The 16,365-nt window shown below is 67.6% G+C and carries 19 protein-coding genes and 1 other RNA gene; 17 read left to right on the top strand and 3 right to left on the bottom strand.

Annotated elements, in window-relative coordinates; translation table 11 throughout:
• Window positions 1-14: 14 nt before the first annotated feature.
• The 4 genes from EHW97_RS15225 to EHW97_RS01430 are packed head-to-tail and all read left to right on the top strand — an operon-like array spanning window position 15 to window position 1,367.
• Complete coding sequence (locus tag EHW97_RS15225) at window positions 15-176, top strand: hypothetical protein (RefSeq protein ID WP_166367343.1); 162 nt, start codon at window positions 15-17, stop codon at window positions 174-176.
• Entirely contained in the window at window positions 173-547 is a 375-nt protein-coding gene (locus tag EHW97_RS01420) for a TadE/TadG family type IV pilus assembly protein (RefSeq protein ID WP_124235370.1), read from the top strand. Before EHW97_RS15225 ends, EHW97_RS01420 begins: the two co-directional genes overlap by 4 nt.
• Window positions 544-957: a hypothetical protein gene (locus EHW97_RS01425; RefSeq protein WP_124235371.1), complete on the top strand. Its 414-nt coding sequence runs from the start codon at window positions 544-546 to the stop codon at window positions 955-957. Before EHW97_RS01420 ends, EHW97_RS01425 begins: the two co-directional genes overlap by 4 nt.
• The gene (locus EHW97_RS01430; RefSeq protein WP_124235372.1) at window positions 954-1,367 is read left to right on the top strand and encodes a Tad domain-containing protein; all 414 of its coding nucleotides are present in this window, start codon (window positions 954-956) and stop codon (window positions 1,365-1,367) included. Before EHW97_RS01425 ends, EHW97_RS01430 begins: the two co-directional genes overlap by 4 nt.
• A gap of 3 nt (window positions 1,368-1,370) precedes the next feature.
• On the opposite strand, the gene EHW97_RS01435 is transcribed toward EHW97_RS01430, so the two are convergent.
• Entirely contained in the window at window positions 1,371-1,772 is a 402-nt protein-coding gene (locus EHW97_RS01435) for a four-helix bundle copper-binding protein (protein WP_124235373.1), read from the bottom strand.
• A gap of 184 nt (window positions 1,773-1,956) precedes the next feature.
• On the opposite strand from EHW97_RS01435, the gene prfB reads away from it, so the two are divergent.
• From prfB to EHW97_RS01495, 12 genes are all read left to right on the top strand, one after another.
• Window positions 1,957-3,066 (top strand): peptide chain release factor 2, encoded by a 1,110-nt coding sequence (gene prfB, locus EHW97_RS01440; RefSeq protein WP_124235374.1) that lies wholly within the window; start codon window positions 1,957-1,959, stop codon window positions 3,064-3,066.
• A 78-nt stretch (window positions 3,067-3,144) separates the two neighbouring features.
• A complete protein-coding gene (gene ftsE, locus EHW97_RS01445) occupies window positions 3,145-3,834 on the top strand; it encodes a cell division ATP-binding protein FtsE (protein ID WP_124235375.1) in 690 nt (229 codons plus the stop codon).
• Between the two features lie 5 nt (window positions 3,835-3,839).
• On the top strand, window positions 3,840-4,754 hold the full coding sequence (gene ftsX / locus EHW97_RS01450; RefSeq protein WP_124235376.1) for a permease-like cell division protein FtsX: 915 nt from the start codon (window positions 3,840-3,842) through the stop codon (window positions 4,752-4,754).
• 123 nt (window positions 4,755-4,877) lie between these two features.
• Entirely contained in the window at window positions 4,878-6,185 is a 1,308-nt protein-coding gene (locus tag EHW97_RS01455) for a M23 family metallopeptidase (protein ID WP_124235377.1), read from the top strand.
• Between the two features lie 12 nt (window positions 6,186-6,197).
• Entirely contained in the window at window positions 6,198-6,671 is a 474-nt protein-coding gene (gene smpB, locus EHW97_RS01460; RefSeq protein ID WP_124235378.1) for an SsrA-binding protein SmpB, read from the top strand.
• Window positions 6,671-7,558, top strand: a complete 888-nt coding sequence (locus EHW97_RS01465) for an amidohydrolase family protein (RefSeq protein WP_124235379.1) — start codon at window positions 6,671-6,673, stop codon at window positions 7,556-7,558. Before smpB ends, EHW97_RS01465 begins: the two co-directional genes overlap by 1 nt.
• A gap of 63 nt (window positions 7,559-7,621) precedes the next feature.
• Window positions 7,622-7,992: a transfer-messenger RNA gene (gene ssrA / locus EHW97_RS01470) on the top strand.
• Window positions 7,993-8,201: 209 nt separating this feature from the next.
• Window positions 8,202-9,194 carry a siderophore ABC transporter substrate-binding protein gene (locus EHW97_RS01475; protein ID WP_124235380.1) on the top strand — a complete coding sequence of 331 codons (993 nt, stop codon included), beginning with the start codon at window positions 8,202-8,204 and terminating at the stop codon, window positions 9,192-9,194.
• A 17-nt stretch (window positions 9,195-9,211) separates the two neighbouring features.
• Entirely contained in the window at window positions 9,212-10,195 is a 984-nt protein-coding gene (locus EHW97_RS01480; protein ID WP_124235381.1) for an ABC transporter permease, read from the top strand.
• Complete coding sequence (locus tag EHW97_RS01485; protein ID WP_124235382.1) at window positions 10,188-11,210, top strand: iron chelate uptake ABC transporter family permease subunit; 1,023 nt, start codon at window positions 10,188-10,190, stop codon at window positions 11,208-11,210. Before EHW97_RS01480 ends, EHW97_RS01485 begins: the two co-directional genes overlap by 8 nt.
• Window positions 11,207-11,965 (top strand): iron ABC transporter ATP-binding protein, encoded by a 759-nt coding sequence (locus EHW97_RS01490; protein ID WP_124235383.1) that lies wholly within the window; start codon window positions 11,207-11,209, stop codon window positions 11,963-11,965. The genes EHW97_RS01485 and EHW97_RS01490 overlap by 4 nt, the downstream gene beginning before the upstream one ends.
• Before the next feature lie 22 nt (window positions 11,966-11,987).
• Window positions 11,988-12,815: an NAD-dependent epimerase/dehydratase family protein gene (locus EHW97_RS01495; protein WP_124235384.1), complete on the top strand. Its 828-nt coding sequence runs from the start codon at window positions 11,988-11,990 to the stop codon at window positions 12,813-12,815.
• On the opposite strand, the gene EHW97_RS01500 is transcribed toward EHW97_RS01495, so the two are convergent.
• Window positions 12,793-14,010 (bottom strand): alpha/beta hydrolase, encoded by a 1,218-nt coding sequence (locus EHW97_RS01500; protein WP_124235385.1) that lies wholly within the window; start codon window positions 14,008-14,010, stop codon window positions 12,793-12,795. The two genes, EHW97_RS01495 and EHW97_RS01500, sit on opposite strands and share 23 nt — an antisense overlap.
• 86 nt (window positions 14,011-14,096) lie before the next feature.
• Window positions 14,097-14,711, bottom strand: a complete 615-nt coding sequence (locus EHW97_RS01505; protein WP_124235386.1) for a vitamin K epoxide reductase family protein — start codon at window positions 14,709-14,711, stop codon at window positions 14,097-14,099.
• 135 nt (window positions 14,712-14,846) lie between these two features.
• Here EHW97_RS01505 and EHW97_RS01510 point away from each other — a divergent pair, with 135 nt between their 5' ends.
• Window positions 14,847-16,355, top strand: coding sequence for a flavin-containing monooxygenase (locus tag EHW97_RS01510; RefSeq protein WP_124235387.1), 1,509 nt, complete (start codon window positions 14,847-14,849; stop codon window positions 16,353-16,355).
• Window positions 16,356-16,365: the final 10 nt, after the last annotated feature.

The raw sequence follows: 16,365 nt of genomic DNA on the forward strand, positions 1-16,365 counted from the left end.
CAAAGGAGTGGAACATGAGCAACTGGTGGAGAAAACCCCGCCGCGAACGGGGCGACGTCCCCGGCTGGGTCATGGTGACATTGATGACCGCGGGGATCGTCGCAGCGCTGACCGCGATAGCCGGACCTCGGCTCAGCGCGATGCTGGACAGCGCGCTCACCGCAGTCGGGGGATGAGGGAGCGAGCAGCGGCGGTCCCCGAGTTCGTCCTCGTGCTGCTCGTGTTGCTCCCGCTCGTGTTCGGTCTCGTGCAGTTGGGGCTCGTCCTGCACGTCCGCACGACTCTCACCGCGGCCGCTTCGGAGGGTGCTCGCTCCGGGTCGCCGCTCGGTGCCGGCCCGCACGAGGCCGAAGTGCGCACGCGACACCTCATTCAGGCCACGCTCGCGGACCGCTTCGCCCGAGACGTGTCTGCTGAGCCGGTGGTGATCGATGGCGTGCCGGCAATGACCGTGACGGTGGAGGCGGAGGTCCCGGCTCTCGGCGTCGCCGGTCCTGCCGTTCCGCTGTCGGTCTCTGCTCACGCGATCCGCCAGGAGGAGCCATGAAGGAACGGGGGAGCGCCACCATCGAGTTCACCTGGTTGACGCTCCTTCTCCTCGTCCCCTTCGTGTATGCACTCCTCGCGGTGTTCGAGACGCAGCGCGCGGCCTACGCGGTCAACGCGGCGAGCGCGGCAGCAGGACGAGCTTTCCATCAGGCCGCAGATGCTCAAAGTGCGGAAGCGAGGGCACGCCACGCAGCGCGGATCACTTTGCAGGACTTCGACGTCCACGACGTGCGCATCGACGTGCGCTGCCACCCGGCCTGTTTTCAGCCGGGTTCATCCGTCGAGGTGCTCGTCGCGACTCGTCAACCGCTTCCGTTGGTTCCCGACGCCTGGGGCACCTCGCTGGCGGCCATCGAGGTCGAAGCCCAACATTCGGAGCCCTACGGCACCTACCGGGCGCAGCGATGAAGCGCGGGCCCGAGCACGGACAGATCACGGTGCTCACGGTCGGATTCCTCCTCATCCTCGGCCTGCTGACCGTGGTGGTGATCAATGCGTCGGCCGCCTTTCTCGAGCGGCGCGAACTCCTCAACCTGGCCGATCGAGCAGCCCTCACGGCGGCCGACGGCCTGGCTCGCGATCAGCTCTATCGTCAAGGGGTCGACAGCGAGGTGCCGATCGATGTCGCCGAAGCGCAGCGCCTCGCCGCGTCGGTGGTCCCCACGGACGCCGCGCTTGACGTGCGGGTCGAGGACGGCACCGTCCACGTCCGTCTCGAGCGCACCTACGGCCTGCCCATCACGCCACCGGGCTGGCGCGACAGCGCGCGGATCGGAGCAGAGTCGACGGCCCAGTTACAGGTGGCGCAGAGGCCCTGAGGCTCAGCCGATGCTGGCGAGGAGTTCGGAGCATGCCTGCTCGCACGCGTGGCAAGCCTCGGCGCAGATCCGGCAGTGCTCGTGGTGGGTGGAGTGCCGCTCGCACTCCTCGCCGCAGGTCTTGCACGCCTGGATGCAGGCCTGCAGTTGAGCCTTGGTGATGTCGGCGTCATAGCTGGTGTGTCGCGAGAGAACCCGCGCGGTCGTAGCGCAGATGTCCGCGCAGTCGAGGTCGGTGCGGATGCAGTGGCGCAGATCGGCCACCATCTCCTCGCTCAGGCACGCGTCCGCGCACGCCGTGCAGGTCTGGCTGCAAGAGACGAGTGCGTTCACGGCGCGGGCGAGCAGGTCGCGATCGAGTCCGATGTCGTTCGGGTAGGCGTTGATCATCTCGGCGGTCTTCATCAGCTTCTCCTTCTCACAGGTCCGCTTTCGACGCTAAGAGCGCTAGCCGGTGAGCGCATCTGGGGGGAGAATCGCAGTCGCGGGGTGGCTGCAGATCTCCCATGAGGTGTCGGAATATCTACTGAACCTGGTAATCCGCGGCTGCGGGGGGAGGGGGCTCGGGTCGGGGCGATAACCTTCGAGGGTGGCACTACCTGACCTGTCCGAACGCCTCAAGCACCTCGACGCGACGCTGACGTCGATCGAGAAGGTGCTCGACCTCGACAAGCTCCGCGCGGAGATCGCCGACCTGCAGGAGCAGGTGGGCGCCCCCGACCTGTGGGACGACCAGGCCAACGCCCAGCGCGTCACCGGCCGGCTCTCCGCCCTGCAGGCCGAGCTCGAGCGGGCGACGAACCTGCGTCAGCGGCTCGACGACGTCGAGGTCCTGCTCGAACTCGCCGCCGAGGAAGGCGACGAGGACTCCCGCGCCGAAGCCGAGGCCGAGATCAACCGGCTCGCCGGCTCGATCGAGAGCCTCGAGGTCCGCACCCTGTTGTCCGGCGAGTTCGACGAGCGCGAGGCGCTCGTGACCATCCGCTCCGGCGCCGGCGGTGTCGACGCCGCGGACTTCGCCGAGATGCTGCAGCGCATGTACATCCGCTGGGCCGAGCGTCACGAGTACCCGGTCGAGGTCTACGACACCTCGTACGCGGAGGAGGCCGGTCTCAAGTCGACGACCTTCGCGGTCAAGGCCCCCTACGCCTACGGCACGCTCTCGGTCGAGTCCGGCACCCACCGCCTCGTGCGCATCTCGCCGTTCGACAACCAGGGCCGCCGCCAGACGTCGTTCGCCGCCGTCGAGGTCGTGCCGGTGCTGGAGGAGACCGACGAGATCGACATCCCCGACGAGGAGATCCGTGTCGACGTCTACCGCTCCAGCGGCCCGGGCGGTCAGAGCGTCAACACCACCGACTCGGCGGTGCGCCTGACCCACATCCCCACCGGTGTCGTGGTCAGCTGCCAGAACGAGAAGAGCCAGCTGCAGAACAAGGCCAGCGCCATGGTCATCCTCAAGGCGAAGCTGCTGGCGCTCAAGAAGGCCGAGGAGCGTGCCCAGCTCGACGAGCTGCGCGGCGACGTCCAGGCGTCTTGGGGTGACCAGATGCGCAACTACGTGCTCAATCCGTACCAGATGGTCAAGGACCTGCGGACCGAGTACGAGACCGGCAACACGCAGGCCGTGCTCGACGGCGAGATCGACGACTTCATCGAGGCCGGCATCCGCTGGCGTCGGGGGCAGTCGCTCAACTGAGCGCGGGCGGTCGTACGTCACACGCGCGACCGCCCCGCCTCCCGGCTTTTCTCAGGTGCCGGGCCTACACTCGTTCGAGTGATTCGCTTCGACAAGGTCAGCAAGACCTACCCCGGGCAGAAGCGCGCGGCCCTCGACGGCATCGATCTCGAGGTCACCAAGGGCGAGTTCGTCTTCCTCGTCGGCGCCTCCGGTTCGGGCAAGTCCACCTTCTTGCGACTCATCCTCCGCGAGACGCGCCCCAGCACCGGCAACGTGTACGTCGCCGGCAAGGAGATCAACAAGCTGTCGTCGTGGAAGGTGCCCAAGCTCCGCCGCGAGATCGGCACGGTGTTCCAGGACTTCCGGTTGCTGCCGAACAAGTCCGTCACCGAGAACGTCGCCTTCGCGCTCCAGGTCATCGGCAAGTCGCGCCAGGAGATCGACGAGCTCGTCCCGGAGACGCTCGAACTCGTCGGGCTCGAGGGCAAGGGCCACCGTATGCCCGAAGAGCTGTCCGGCGGTGAGCAGCAGCGCGTTGCGATCGCCCGCGCCTTCGTCAACCGGCCCAAGATCCTCATCGCCGACGAGCCCACCGGCAACCTCGACCCGGCCACGAGCGTCGGCATCATGAAGCTGCTGGACCGGATCAACCGGACCGACACGACCGTCATCATGGCGACCCACGACTCCTCGATCGTCGATCAGATGCGTAAGCGCGTCATCGAGCTCAACGAGGGCCGCCTTGTGCGCGATGAAGCCCGCGGCATCTACGGCTACCAGAACTGAGACCCATGCGAGCGATCCTCTCTGAACTTCGCGCGAGCCTGTCGCGCAACACCTCGATGACGATCTCCCTGATCGTCACGATGTCCGTCTCCTTGATGCTGGCGTCCCTGGGCCTGCTGATCCAGGCCCAGGCCGACCGCACCGAGCGGTACTTCGGTGACCGCCTCCAGTTGCAGGTCAACCTGTGCACCAAGAACTCGCCCGCCGCCACGTGCGTCGGGGGAGTGGCGACCGACGAGCAGAAGCTGGCCGTGCAGGACGCCCTCGACTCCAACCCGGAGGTCAAGAGCTTCTCGGTGCGTTCTCCGGAGGACAACTTCGAGCAGGCCCGTGAGCTGCTCGGCCAGACCGACACGGGCCGCAAGCAGCTCGAGACGCTCGGTCCGGACTCGTTCCCCGAGTCGTACTTCGTCACCCTCAACGACCCGCAGGACTTCGACGGCGTCGTGAGTCAGGTGTCGGGCATGGACGGCGTGGGCAACGTCAACTCCCTGCGCGAGCTGCTCGGTCCGCTGTTCGAGATGCTCGACAAGCTGCAGTGGGCGTCTCTCGGCACCGCGCTGCTGCTCATCGTCGCGGCGATTCTGCAGGTGTCGAACACGATCCGGATGACCGCGTTCGCGCGGCGCCGCGAGATCGGCATCATGCGCCTCGTCGGCGCATCGAGCTGGCACATCCAGTTGCCGTTCGTCCTCGAGTCGCTGGTCGCCGCGCTCGTCTCCGCGGCCCTGGCGGCCAGCGGTCTGGCGGCGTTCATGCACTTCGTCGTCTACGGCTACCTGCGCGACACGCTCGGCACCATCACCACGTGGGTGCGATGGCAGGACGCGTTCGTCGTGATGGGCTGGACCACCGCCCTGTCGATCGTCCTCGCTCTCATCCCGACGCTGGTCATGACGCGCAAATACCTCAACGTCTGATCGAAGGTTCTCCGCGCGTCCTGGTCATCTGGGCGCGAGCATGACGTAGAGTCACACCAGTCACACAAGTTCGATTCCGTCCCACACCCGTGGGACCTTCCCCGGATCGAGGATGTCTGGACGATGCTCGCGTCAGCACGTAAACCACTGCTGGCGGCGTTGCTCATGGTCGGCCTGCTGGCCGGCTTCGCAGCGCCGTCGGCCTTTGCCGATTCCAAGGACGACCTGCGCCGCCAGCAGGGACAAGTCGACGAGAAGCGCCAGCAGGCGCAGCGCGAGTTGGAGCACTCCACCGCCAGGTTCCAGGAGGCCAACGCCGCGCTGAACGCGGCCAGCGCCCGGCTGCGTGAGGCCGAGACGGTGCTCGGTCAGACCCGCGGCGAACTCGCCGTGGCCCAGGCGCGCGACGCCGAACTGCGCGAGGAACTGGCCAAGGCCGAGGCCGAACTCGACGCGGCCGAGGAGAGGGTGGCGAAGGCGGAGAAGGACCTCGCCGCCTCCGAGGCGGAGGTGGAGCAGTTCGCGGTCGACAGCGTCATGCAGGGCGATCAGGGGCTCCGGGCCTTCGGTGGTCTGCTGCAGGGTGAGGACCCCAACGTCTTCTCCGAGCGCGTCCAGATCAACAGTTCGATCGGCGACGCCCAACTCGCCAAGATGCAAGAACTCGAGGCCTCGCGCGTCATGCTCGAACTCGAGCGTCAGCGCGTCGAGAAGCTGCGCGACCAGGTCGCGGCCCAGAAGAAGGAAGCCGAGGCCAACGTCGCCCGCATGCAGGAACTGACTGCGCAGGCCGAGGCGCAGGCTGCGCAGGTCTCCGAACTCGTCAGCACGCGCCAGGCCGCGCAGGCGGAAGCCAATGCGGCTCGCCAGGAGGACCAGCGCTTGCTCGCCGCTCTCGAAGCCGAGCGCGCTGCGCTGCAGAACCGGATCAACGCGATCGTGGCCGAGGAACTCCGCAAGGCCCGCGAGGCTGCTGCCGCCGGCGGTGGCGGCGGTGGCGGTGGTGGTGGCGGCGGTGGTGGCGGCGGCGGGGGAGGTAACTCCCTCAGCTACCCGGTCAGCGGTCCGATCACCTCGCCTTACGGCATGCGCCTGCACCCGGTCACCGGCGTGTACAAGCTGCACGACGGCACGGACTTCGGCGTCGGCTGCGGCACGCCGATCCGCGCCGCCGCGTCCGGCACGATCATCCAGCAATACTTCAACGCCGGTTACGGCAACCGGGTGATCATCAACCACGGCGTGATGCGCGGCGCCAGCGTCATCACGACGTACAACCACTTGTCGGGGTACGCGCGCGGGACGGGCCAGTACGTCAACCGCGGGGACGTCATCGGCTACGTCGGCACGACCGGCTACTCCACGGGCTGCCACCTGCACTTCATGGTGCTGCAGAACGGCCAGACCGTGAACCCGATGGGTTGGCTCTGAGACAATGGACGTATGGCCAAGGAGACCGGTCGCAAGCTGATCGCGCAGAACAAGAAGGCACGCCACGACTACCACATCGAGGACACCTTCGAGGCGGGCCTCGTGCTCACGGGTACCGAGGTCAAGTCGCTGCGCGCCGGACGCGCCTCACTCGTCGACGGTTTCGGGGAGATCGACAACGGCGAGGCGTGGTTGCTGCAGGTGCACATCCCGCACTACGACAACGGCACCTGGACCAATCACGAGACGCGGCGCAAGCGCAAGATGCTCCTGCACCGGTCCGAGATCGAGAAGATCGACCAGCGCACGCAAGCCAAGGGCCTGACGCTGGTGCCGCTGTCGCTGTACTTCAAGGACGGCAGAGCCAAGGTCGAAATCGCACTGGCCCGCGGTAAGAAGGAGTTCGACAAGCGCCACGCGATCGCGGAGCGGCAGGCCAAGCGCGAGGTCGAGCGCGAGATGGGCCGCCGCTTCAAGGGCATGTGATGCTGCGCGACGAGGACGTTCCGGGTCTGATCGAACGGCTGGGCATCCCGGGGATCGTGGACGTCCATGTGCACTTCATGGCGCCGCAGGTGCTCCGCAAAGTGTGGGCCTACTTCGACGCTGCCGGGCCCTTGCTGGGGCGTCCCTGGCCCATCACCTACCGCTGGAGTGACGACGAGCGTGTCGCGCACCTGCGGTCGATGGGGGTCGCCGCGTTCTCGGCGCTGTCCTACGCGCACAAGCCGGGCGTCGCGACTTTCATGAACGACTGGAATCGCGACTTCGCCGCCCGGGTGCCCGACAGCCTGTGGTCCGGGACCTTCTATCCCGAGCCCGAGGCCGCCGACTACGTTCGGGCCTTGATCGGCGAAGGCGTCCAGGTCTTCAAGGCTCACCTTCAGGTCGGCGACTTCGCCGCGGACGACCCGCTGCTCGACCCTGTGTGGGCCGGGGTGGAGGAGTCCGGCGTCCCCGTCGTGCTGCACGCCGGTTCAGGCCCGGCTCCGGGCACCCACACGGGTCCTGGGGGCGTGGCCGACGTGCTGGCGCGGTACCCGCGACTCCCGCTGATCGTCGCTCATCTCGGGATGCCGGAGGTCCACGAGTTCCTCGATCTGGCCGAGAAGTACGAGAACGTGCATCTCGACACCACCATGGCGTTCGTCGGCTTCCTCGACGACCACGCGATCCCCGACGGCGTCCCCGCCCGGTTGGCCGAGTTGTCCGACCGCATCGTCTTCGGCACCGACTTTCCCAACATCCCGTACGTCTACGCCCACCAGATCGAGGTGCTCGAGGGGCTCGGCCTCGGGGACGACTGGCTGCGGGCGGTGCTCTGGCACAACGGCGCCCGGCTCTTCCAGGTGGCTCCGCCCTCGACGGAATAGGGTGGGGGCCGCCGGGGTTGTAGACTGGTGAGAGCCGGTTCGCCGGTGATTGACAATTCCAGAGGGGCTGATCGGTTTCGACTGTGGTCGTTCGGATCAGGAGAAGCGGGTAGAGAAGGCAACGTCATCTCTTAAACGATCGTTGCAAACCCATAAGTGCCGAATCCAAGCGCACTGACTTCGCCCTCGCTGCCTGACAGCGACTGGTGAAGGGCAGACCCGGGAGCGTCCCCGTCCCGGATCGTCTGTCTCATCGAGGGGACTTGCTGGTCACGTCGTGCCGTAGGGCGTGACCGGGACTTTTCTACGGCTGAGCCTGTCGGTGACGCGTTCGTCCGAGCACCGGGGCTGAGAAAAGCGACAGACGGACTGCACCCGGAGAAGTCCTGATTCAGCGCCAGAGGACCCGGGTTCGATTCCCGGCAGCTCCACTCGTCAAAAGCCCCGGCCGCCCGGCCGGGGCTTTTGACGTGGTACACCACGAGTTCTGGGTGGTATTCGTCGGTGAGAGATGGATCACGACTGTTGGCCGCGCTCCGCCCTTGCCAGGTTAGGCACGCCTTTGTAAGGATCTCCTAAGCAGCGCCGCGGCTGGGATTCCGGCCCCGCGCTGTCGTTCTGTTACGACCGGAGGAGATTCTCGATGTCTGTCCCTGTTCGCCGTCTCACGGCCACGCTCGGCGCCGGAGCGCTCGCCCTCGTACTCGCAGCCTGCGGCGGTGGAAGTTCGAGCGGGGACGAGGACACGACGGCCTCCACGGAGACCGTGACGATCGAGGACAACCACGGAACCGTCGAGGTGCCGGTGAAGCCGGAGCGCGTGGTGGCGCTCGACAACCACGTGTTCGAGACGCTCTCAGAGTGGGACGTCCCGCTTGTCGCGGCGCCGAAGGCGATCATGGGCAAGGATCTGTGGCCCGAGTACACCGACGACGAGGAGGTTCTCGACGTCGGATCGCACCGCGAACCGAATCTGGAATCGATCGTCGCCGCCGAGCCCGATCTGATCATCGGCGGCTTCCGCTTCAGCGAGTCCTACGACGAGATCAAGGCGCAGAACCCTGACGCCGTCGTGATCGAAATCGAGCCGCGTGAGGGCGAGGACCACGCGACCGAGCTCAAGCGTCAGGTGGAGATCCTCGGCAAGATCTTCGATCGCGAGGACGACGCCGAGGAGATCAACGCCGAGTACGACAACGCCGTGGCTGCGGCGAAGGACGCCTACAACGGTGAGGACACCGTCGTCGGACTCATCACCTCCGGCGGGGAGATCAGCTACAGCGCTCCGGTCACCGGTCGCAGCATCGGCGCTCTCTACCCGACGCTCGACCTGGTTCCGGCCATCGATCAGAAGGCCGACGACACCTCCCACGGCGACGACATCAGCGTCGAGGCCATCGCCGCCGCCAACCCGGACTGGATCGTCGTGCTCGACCGTGACGGCGCGGGGGTCGGCGAGGGTGAGTACCGCCCGGCCAAGGAGCTGATCGGCGAATCGCAGGCGCTCGCGTCGGTCACCGCGGTGACCGAGGACCAGGTCGTCTACCTCGATCCGAACTTCTACCTCACCGAGGACATCCAGGCGTACACCTCGCTGTACCAGCAGCTCGCCGAAGCGTTCTCCGCGTCCGCCTGAGTGATCCCTTCGTGGTGATGACGTCACCGCCGACCGCCGCCACCAGCTCGCCGAGCTGGTGGCGGCGGTCCGGTGGTCTGATGGCGCTCGCCGTGGTCACGGCGGGCCTTGTCGTGCTCTCGCTGTTCGTCGGCGTGTACGACCTCGGTGCCGAAGGCGGCGGCGAGATGTTCCAGATCACGCGCGTGCCGCGCACGCTCGCGCTGGTCCTGGCCGGCAGCGCGATGGCGGTCAGCGGGCTCGTCCTGCAGCAACTGACACAGAACCGCTTCGTCGAACCGACGACGACCGGCACGAGCGAGTGGGCGGCACTCGGCCTCCTCGTCTCGGTGATCGTCGTGCCCTCGGCCGGTCTCACCGAGCGGATGATCATCGCCAGCGTCTCGGCCTTCCTCGGGACGATGATCTTCATGGCGATCCTGCGCCGGGTGCAGCTGCGGACCACGCTGATCGTCCCGATCGTCGGCATCATGCTGGGCGCCGTCGTCAGCGCGCTGACGACCCTGATCGCGATCTCCACGAACTACCTGCAGATGCTCGGCACCTGGTTCATGGGCAGTTTCACGAGCGTGGTGCGCGGCCAGTACGAGGTGCTCTGGGTGGTCGCGGCGGTCTGCGCGGCGATCTTCCTGCTCGCCGACCGGCTGACCGTCGCCGGTCTCGGCAAAGACGTCTCGACGAACGTCGGCCTCAACTACGAGCGCGTGCTGCTGCTCGGCACGCTCATGGTCTCGGTCGCGACGGGCGTCACCACCGTCGTCGTCGGGTTCCTGCCGTTCATCGGGCTCATCGTTCCCAACGTGGTCTCCATGCTCCGCGGCGACGATCTGCGGTCCAACCTCCCCTGGGTCTGCCTCGGGGGAGTGGCGATCGTGACCGCCAGCGACCTCGTCGGCCGGACGATCCGCATGCCCTTCGAGGTGCCCGCCTCGGTGATCCTCGGTGTCCTCGGCGCGGCCGGGTTCATCGCGCTCGTCCTGCGATTGAGGCGTCATGGCTGACGTGAGCATGCGGGCGACGGCCCGAGCCTCCGCCGAAACGTCGCGTGTGCTGGCGGCCTTTCGTCCGCGGCTGATCGGCATCTCCGTCCTCGCCGTACTGGCGGCCCTGGCGATCCTGTTCTACGGCAACCCGGCTCCCGTGGGCAGCCGCGGCTACTGGATCATCGCCGAGTCGCGGATGGTGTCGGTCGGCACGATCCTCATCGTGGCCTTCTGCCACGGTGTCGGCACCGTCGTGTTCCACGCGGTGACGAACAATCGCATCCTGACTCCGTCGATCCTCGGCTTCGACGCGCTGTACCGGGTGATTCAGACCGCCCTCGTCTTCTTCTTCGGCGCCGGCGCGGTCGCGGCCACTGACGGCCTGTTCAAGGTCGTCGTGCAGAGCGTGCTCATGGTCGCGTTCGCGGCGTTGCTCTACGGCTGGCTGTTCTCCGGGACGCACACGAGCCTGCACGTCCTGTTGCTCGTCGGCGTGGTCATGGGCATGGGATTCGCGTCGTTGTCGACGTTCATGCAGCGGCTGCTGACGCCGAGCGACTTCGACATCCTCACCGCTCGGCTCTTCGGCAACATCAGCGTCTCCAACGTCACCTACCTGCCGTGGGGCGGTCTCGTCTGCGTCGTCGTGGGCGTGGTGCTCTGGCGGCGCCGTCACGTCCTCGACGTCGTGGCGCTGGGACGTGAGACCGCCATCAGCCTGGGCGTCGGCTACCGACGCGAGGTGCTCATCGCGCTCACCCTGGTCGCGGTGCTGATCTCCGTGTCGACGTCCCTCGTCGGGCCGATGACGTTCCTCGGGTTCGTCGTCGCCCTGCTGACGTACCAGATCGTGGGCTCCAGTGAGCACAGCCGCACGCTGCCGATGGCGGTCGCGGTCGGCGCTTCCACCCTGCTGATCGCGTACTTCATCCTGCGGCACGTGTTCTACGCCGCCGGACTCATCAACGTCATCATCGAACTGGTCGGTGGCCTGGTGTTCCTGGTCTACCTCCTGCGGAAGGGTCTGCGATGATCACCGTCTCGAACCTCACGAAGCGCTACGGCAGCGTGCACGCGCTCGGACCGATCGACCTCGAGATCCCTCGCGGCGGCGTCACCGCGCTCATCGGCCCCAACGGGGCGGGCAAGTCGACGATGCTCACGATCATCGGCCGGCTGCTCTCGGGCGACTCCGGGCGCGTGGAGGTCGGCGACCTCGACGTCGTCACGTCCGACTCGCGCGAGCTGGCCAAGAAGCTCGCGATCCTGCGCCAGGAGAACCACTTCGTGGCGCGCCTCACCGTGCGACAGCTCGTGGGTCTCGGGCGCTTCCCCCACTCCCAGGGCCGGATGCACCCGCACGATGTCGACGCCGTGGACATGGCGCTGGAGTTCCTCGACCTGGTGCACCTGCAGGATCGCTTCCTCGACGAGCTCTCGGGCGGCCAGCGTCAGCGCGCCTACGTCGCGATGGTGCTCGCGCAGGAGACCGACTACGTCCTCCTGGACGAGCCGCTGAACAACCTCGACATGCGCCACGCCGTCGCGATGATGCGACAACTGCGCAGGGCGGCCGACGAGCTCGGCCGCACGATCGTCGTGGTCGTGCACGACGTCAACTTCGCCGCGGCCTACGCTGATCTGGTCGTCGCGATGGTCGACGGCCGGATCGCGCACGTGGGGTCCCCGCACGAAGTCATCACGCCGCACGTGCTGACCGAGGTGTTCGGTACGCCGGTGGACGTCATCCAGCACCGTGAGCACCCGGTCGCGGTCTACTACCAGTGACCGACCTGACGAGAGGTACGACATGAGCGCAGTGATCGCCGGATGCGGGGACCTCGGAACTCGCATCGGGTTGCGTCTCGCCGAGCGCGGCCACCGCGTCCTCGGCCTGCGTCGTCACGCCGACGAGGTGCCGGCACCGATCGACGGCCGCTCGATCGACCTCGCCACCGAGTCGCCCGACTTTCCCGACGACACGAAGTACGTCGTCGTCGCGACGGCGGCCGGTGAACGGAGCGTCGAGGGGTACCGCCGTGCCTACGTCGACGCCCTCGGCAACGTGCTCGACGCCGTCGACCGGCTCGCTGAGCCGCCGCGAGTCGTCCTGGTGTCCTCGACCGGCGTCTACGGAATCAGCGACGGCAGCTGGGTCGACGAGCGCACCCCCACCGCCGCCGCGACAGGCACATCCGCCGTGCTCGTCGAAGCCGAGGACTTGCTGCGCCGCCGGGCTCCCGAAGCGGTCGTCCTGCGCCTCGGCGGGATCTACGGCCCGGGGCGTGATCGGCTCCTGCGCCAGGTGGAGGCCGGCGGCCCGCTGGCCAACGCGGGGCGGTTCCTCAACCTCATCCACGTCGACGATGCCGCGGCCGCCGTCGTTCACTTACTCCTCGAAGCCGCGGCGCCCGCACCGGTCTATCTCGGAGTCGACGGAGTGTCGGCGACCCGCGCCGAGATCGCCGAGTTCATCGCCGCTGAACTGGGCATCGCTCCACCGGCGCATGATGTCGAAAGGGCCGCGGTGGGCGGTAAGCGCTGCCGGGGCGACCTGCTGCGTTCGACCGGCTTCTCGTTCGCGTACCCGAGCTACCGGGAAGGGTACGGCGCGCTCATCCGCGCACGTGGGCGTTGAGCCATTGCAGCACGGCCGCGCGCGTGGTCCGCGTGCCCCATGTCGCGGTCCCGCCGAAGTCGCCGGCCCCGTGTTCGCTGGCCGGCAGCGCCACGTAGCGGGTCGGCACGCCGAGCTCGCGGACTCCGTGGGCGAAGCGTTCGACCGGTTGGGGGAGCACCAGGTGGTCACGAGTGCCCTGAATGACGAGCGTAGGCGGAGACGACGGGCGCGCGTGCGTGAGCGGATGGGTGAACGCGTACCGCTCGGGGTACTCCTCGGGTGATCCGCCGGTGTACCCGGCGCTCAATCGCCGCCCGAAGACGGTGCGTGTGTCGGTCAGATCGACGGCAGGGTAGCTGCCGAGCACGGCGCGGACGGTCGGCAGTTCGCCGGCGGCCCCGCAGGACGGTTCGAGCTCGCCCGCTTCAGTGAGGTAGCCGGCGTTGTAGGCGAGGTTGCCACCGGCCGACTGCCCGAAGATCGCCACTCGGTCATGATCGAGGCCGCGGTCGTCCGCGTGACGCGTCACCCACGTCAGCGCGCAGCCCACATCGCTCACCGCGAGGTCCCAGGTCGGTCGGCCCGGCGCCGCCAGGCGGTACTGCACGTCCAGCACGGCGTAGCCGTGATCGGCGAGATACCGGTGATAGGGCGAGGGACCCTTGTCGCCTCCGTCGAAACCGCCGCCGTGCACGTAGACCACGACGGGCCATGGATCGGCACTCTGTGCGTCCGGCAGGTAGAGGTCGGCCCGCAGCGTCTCGTCGCCGAACTGGGTGAGGGTCACCGTCTCGTCCGGAGCGCCGAGGTCAGAACGGAAGGGCAGCGTCGGCGCGAACGGGCGGACACCGGCTCCGTGGTCGGCGGCGACGACCGTCAAGGTGCCGGCTGTGGTGCCGGACGCGACGAGCGCGACGGCGGCGAGCAACGTCATGACCCGTCGAGCTGCCGAGGAGTGAGCACGCACCGCACGGACGGCCAGTACGAGCCCGAGGACCGCCAGCAGGACGAGCCAGATTCCCAGTTCGTCGCGTACGACGCCGAGCACGATGATTGCGTACTGCAGCCACGGCACGTCCAGTGCCGGGCCCCACCATGACGGGGGAACCAGCGCCACCACCTGAGTCGCGAGGATCACGAGGGCGACGGTCCAGGCCGCGACGGCCGACAGCCGACGGGTGGGTCGCTGCGATGTCGTCTCGGTCGAGGGCATCGTCGTCCTCCCGCGTCGTCCTGCTGGCCACGCGGCACGTTACCGGCGTCGGCCGTCTCCTGCTGGGGACGAGCCGACCGCGGGCGTCACGCCCAGAGGGTGTCGCCGAAGACGAAGAAGATCGTCGCCGCGATCGCGATGTACCACAGCGCGATGATCAGTCCGGACCAGTTGCGCAGGAATCGTCCGGGGACGTTGCGTGCGGTGACGAGGACGAAGATCGGGATCATCATCGACCACACGACCATGCACCACGGGCAGAGCCGACCGATGGTGAAGATGCTCTGGTACTGCAGCCACGTCACGAAGGCGATGCCGAAGACGGTGCCGGCCTGCAGGCCGCCCCACACCCAGCCCGGCAACCGCAGTCCGCTGGCGAGCAGCACGCCCAGCGTTGCGACCACGGCGAAGCCGGCGATGCCGATGAGGGGGTTGGGGAAGCCGAACGCCTCCGCCTGCTCCGAGGCGATGACGCCGCTGCAGCTGACGAACGCGTTGAGATCGCAACCGAGGGCGAGCTGCTCACCCGCGGCCTCGGCCTCGAGGAGGTTGATCTTGTCGATCGTCAGGATGGCTGAGGCGAGCACGCCGATGCCGCCGGCGATCGCGAGGAACAGGCCCAGTCCGCGATGCTGCCCGTCCCGCGGGCGCGTGTCATCCTGGAAGTCGCCCGGCGCGGTGCCCTCGGCTGCTGTCGTCATGGGCTCATCCTAAGTCGCCCGCGGTAGCCGCGAAGCCGCTTCATGGGCAGTTTCGGATACTGTGAGTATCTGTTAATGTGACACTGCCGATGTCATATACGGTGACCAGCATCGGCGGATCGGAGATCGAGGCACATGAGCACAGATCACGTGGACGTCCTGATCGTCGGGGCGGGCCTGTCGGGCATCGGCGCTGCCTACCGCCTGCAGGAGATGAGTCCTGGCAAGACCTACGCGGTCCTCGAGCAGCGTGAGCAGATCGGCGGCACGTGGGACCTGTTCCGCTACCCGGGTGTCCGCTCCGACTCGGACATGTACACGCTCAGCTACCCGTTCCGTCCGTGGACCAACGAGAAGGCCATCGCGGACGGTGGCGACATCCGCCAGTACATCGTCGACACGGCACGTGAAGCGGGAATCGCCCCGCACATCCGCTACGGCCGTCGCGTCGAGTCCGCGTCCTGGTCCAGTGAGGATGCGCTCTGGACCGTGACCTCGCGCTTGGATGACGGATCGACCGAGACGGTCACGGCGTCCTTCCTCTACCTGTGCAGCGGCTACTACAGCTACGACGAGGGCTACACTCCGCCGTTCCGCGGAATCGAGGACTACGAGGGACGGGTCGTGCATCCGCAGTTCTGGCCCGAGGACCTCGATTACGCCGGGAAGAACGTCGTGATCATCGGATCGGGCGCCACGGCGATCACGCTGCTGCCGTCGATGGCGCGCGACGCCGCCAAGGTGACGATGCTCCAGCGCTCGCCCACCTACATCCTGTCCCAGCCGGGTAAGGACCCGATCGCCAACGTCGCGCGTCGCCTCCTGCCCCAGCAGCTGGTCCACCGGGCCACCCGACTGCGCTATGCGGTCGTGACCGTGGGGTTCTACGTCTTCTGCCGCACCTTCCCCAAGCTCGCCCGCCGCATCCTCCTCGGCCTGGCTCAGCGTCAAGCGCCGGAGCTCGACAGCAAGCACCTGTCGCCGTACTACAAGCCGTGGGACCAGCGACTGTGCGTCGTGCCGGGTGGCGACTTGTGGCGGGTGGTGCGCGAAGGCAAGGCCGACATCGTGACCGACCACATCGAGGAGTTCACTCCGAAGGGCATCGCGTTGAAATCCGGCGAGCACCTCGATGCCGACATTGTGGTCACCGCCACGGGGCTTCAGCTGGTCGCGCTGGGGCAGATCGACGTCTCAGTCGACGGTCGCACCATCGACCCGCACGAGCTTTACACCTACAAGGGCCTCATGTTCAGCGGTGTGCCGAACCTCGCCTGGTGCGTCGGGTACACGAACGCGTCGTGGACGTTGCGCGCCGACCTCACCTGGAAGTACGTCGCCCGCTACCTCAACCACCTCGATGAGCACGGGTACGCGTACGGCATGCCCGATCCGGCCGGCGCCAGCGGCGACCCGGCGCCCATCCTCGACCTGGAGTCCAACTACATCAAGCGGGTGGAGGACAAGCTCCCGTTGCAGGGGTCGCGCCGGCCGTGGACGATCCGGCAGAACTGGTTCCTGGACGCCTGGGACGCCCGGCGCACCGACCTCGACGAGGAGATGATCTGGGTCCGGCGCTCCGAGCTCGGCGGCGAAGACCCCAGATTTGCGCGCAGTTCGTCGACCGCGACCCTGGGTGGTTGACGTTGAGGGC

The sequence above is a fragment of the Aeromicrobium camelliae genome (assembly GCF_003850045.1).
GTDB lineage: Bacteria > Actinomycetota > Actinomycetes > Propionibacteriales > Nocardioidaceae > Aeromicrobium > Aeromicrobium camelliae.

Excerpts from the sequence above, each read along its gene's own strand:
- EHW97_RS01455 (WP_124235377.1), top strand. The coding sequence starts at position 4,878 with ATGCTCGCGTCAGCACGTAAACCACTGCTGGCGGCGTTGCTCATGGTC.
- EHW97_RS01430 (WP_124235372.1), top strand. The coding sequence starts at position 954 with ATGAAGCGCGGGCCCGAGCACGGACAGATCACGGTGCTCACGGTCGGA.
- EHW97_RS01485 (WP_124235382.1), top strand. The coding sequence starts at position 10,188 with ATGGCTGACGTGAGCATGCGGGCGACGGCCCGAGCCTCCGCCGAAACG.
- EHW97_RS01435 (WP_124235373.1), bottom strand. The coding sequence starts at position 1,772 with ATGAAGACCGCCGAGATGATCAACGCCTACCCGAACGACATCGGACTC.
- EHW97_RS01480 (WP_124235381.1), top strand. The coding sequence starts at position 9,212 with ATGACGTCACCGCCGACCGCCGCCACCAGCTCGCCGAGCTGGTGGCGG.
- EHW97_RS15225 (WP_166367343.1), top strand. The coding sequence starts at position 15 with ATGAGCAACTGGTGGAGAAAACCCCGCCGCGAACGGGGCGACGTCCCC.
- EHW97_RS01475 (WP_124235380.1), top strand. The coding sequence starts at position 8,202 with ATGTCTGTCCCTGTTCGCCGTCTCACGGCCACGCTCGGCGCCGGAGCG.
- EHW97_RS01505 (WP_124235386.1), bottom strand. The coding sequence starts at position 14,711 with ATGACGACAGCAGCCGAGGGCACCGCGCCGGGCGACTTCCAGGATGAC.
- EHW97_RS01500 (WP_124235385.1), bottom strand. The coding sequence starts at position 14,010 with ATGCCCTCGACCGAGACGACATCGCAGCGACCCACCCGTCGGCTGTCG.
- EHW97_RS01425 (WP_124235371.1), top strand. The coding sequence starts at position 544 with ATGAAGGAACGGGGGAGCGCCACCATCGAGTTCACCTGGTTGACGCTC.
- EHW97_RS01490 (WP_124235383.1), top strand. The coding sequence starts at position 11,207 with ATGATCACCGTCTCGAACCTCACGAAGCGCTACGGCAGCGTGCACGCG.
- EHW97_RS01510 (WP_124235387.1), top strand. The coding sequence starts at position 14,847 with ATGAGCACAGATCACGTGGACGTCCTGATCGTCGGGGCGGGCCTGTCG.
- EHW97_RS01495 (WP_124235384.1), top strand. The coding sequence starts at position 11,988 with ATGAGCGCAGTGATCGCCGGATGCGGGGACCTCGGAACTCGCATCGGG.
- EHW97_RS01465 (WP_124235379.1), top strand. The coding sequence starts at position 6,671 with ATGCTGCGCGACGAGGACGTTCCGGGTCTGATCGAACGGCTGGGCATC.
- smpB (WP_124235378.1), top strand. The coding sequence starts at position 6,198 with ATGGCCAAGGAGACCGGTCGCAAGCTGATCGCGCAGAACAAGAAGGCA.
- ftsX (WP_124235376.1), top strand. The coding sequence starts at position 3,840 with ATGCGAGCGATCCTCTCTGAACTTCGCGCGAGCCTGTCGCGCAACACC.
- EHW97_RS01420 (WP_124235370.1), top strand. The coding sequence starts at position 173 with ATGAGGGAGCGAGCAGCGGCGGTCCCCGAGTTCGTCCTCGTGCTGCTC.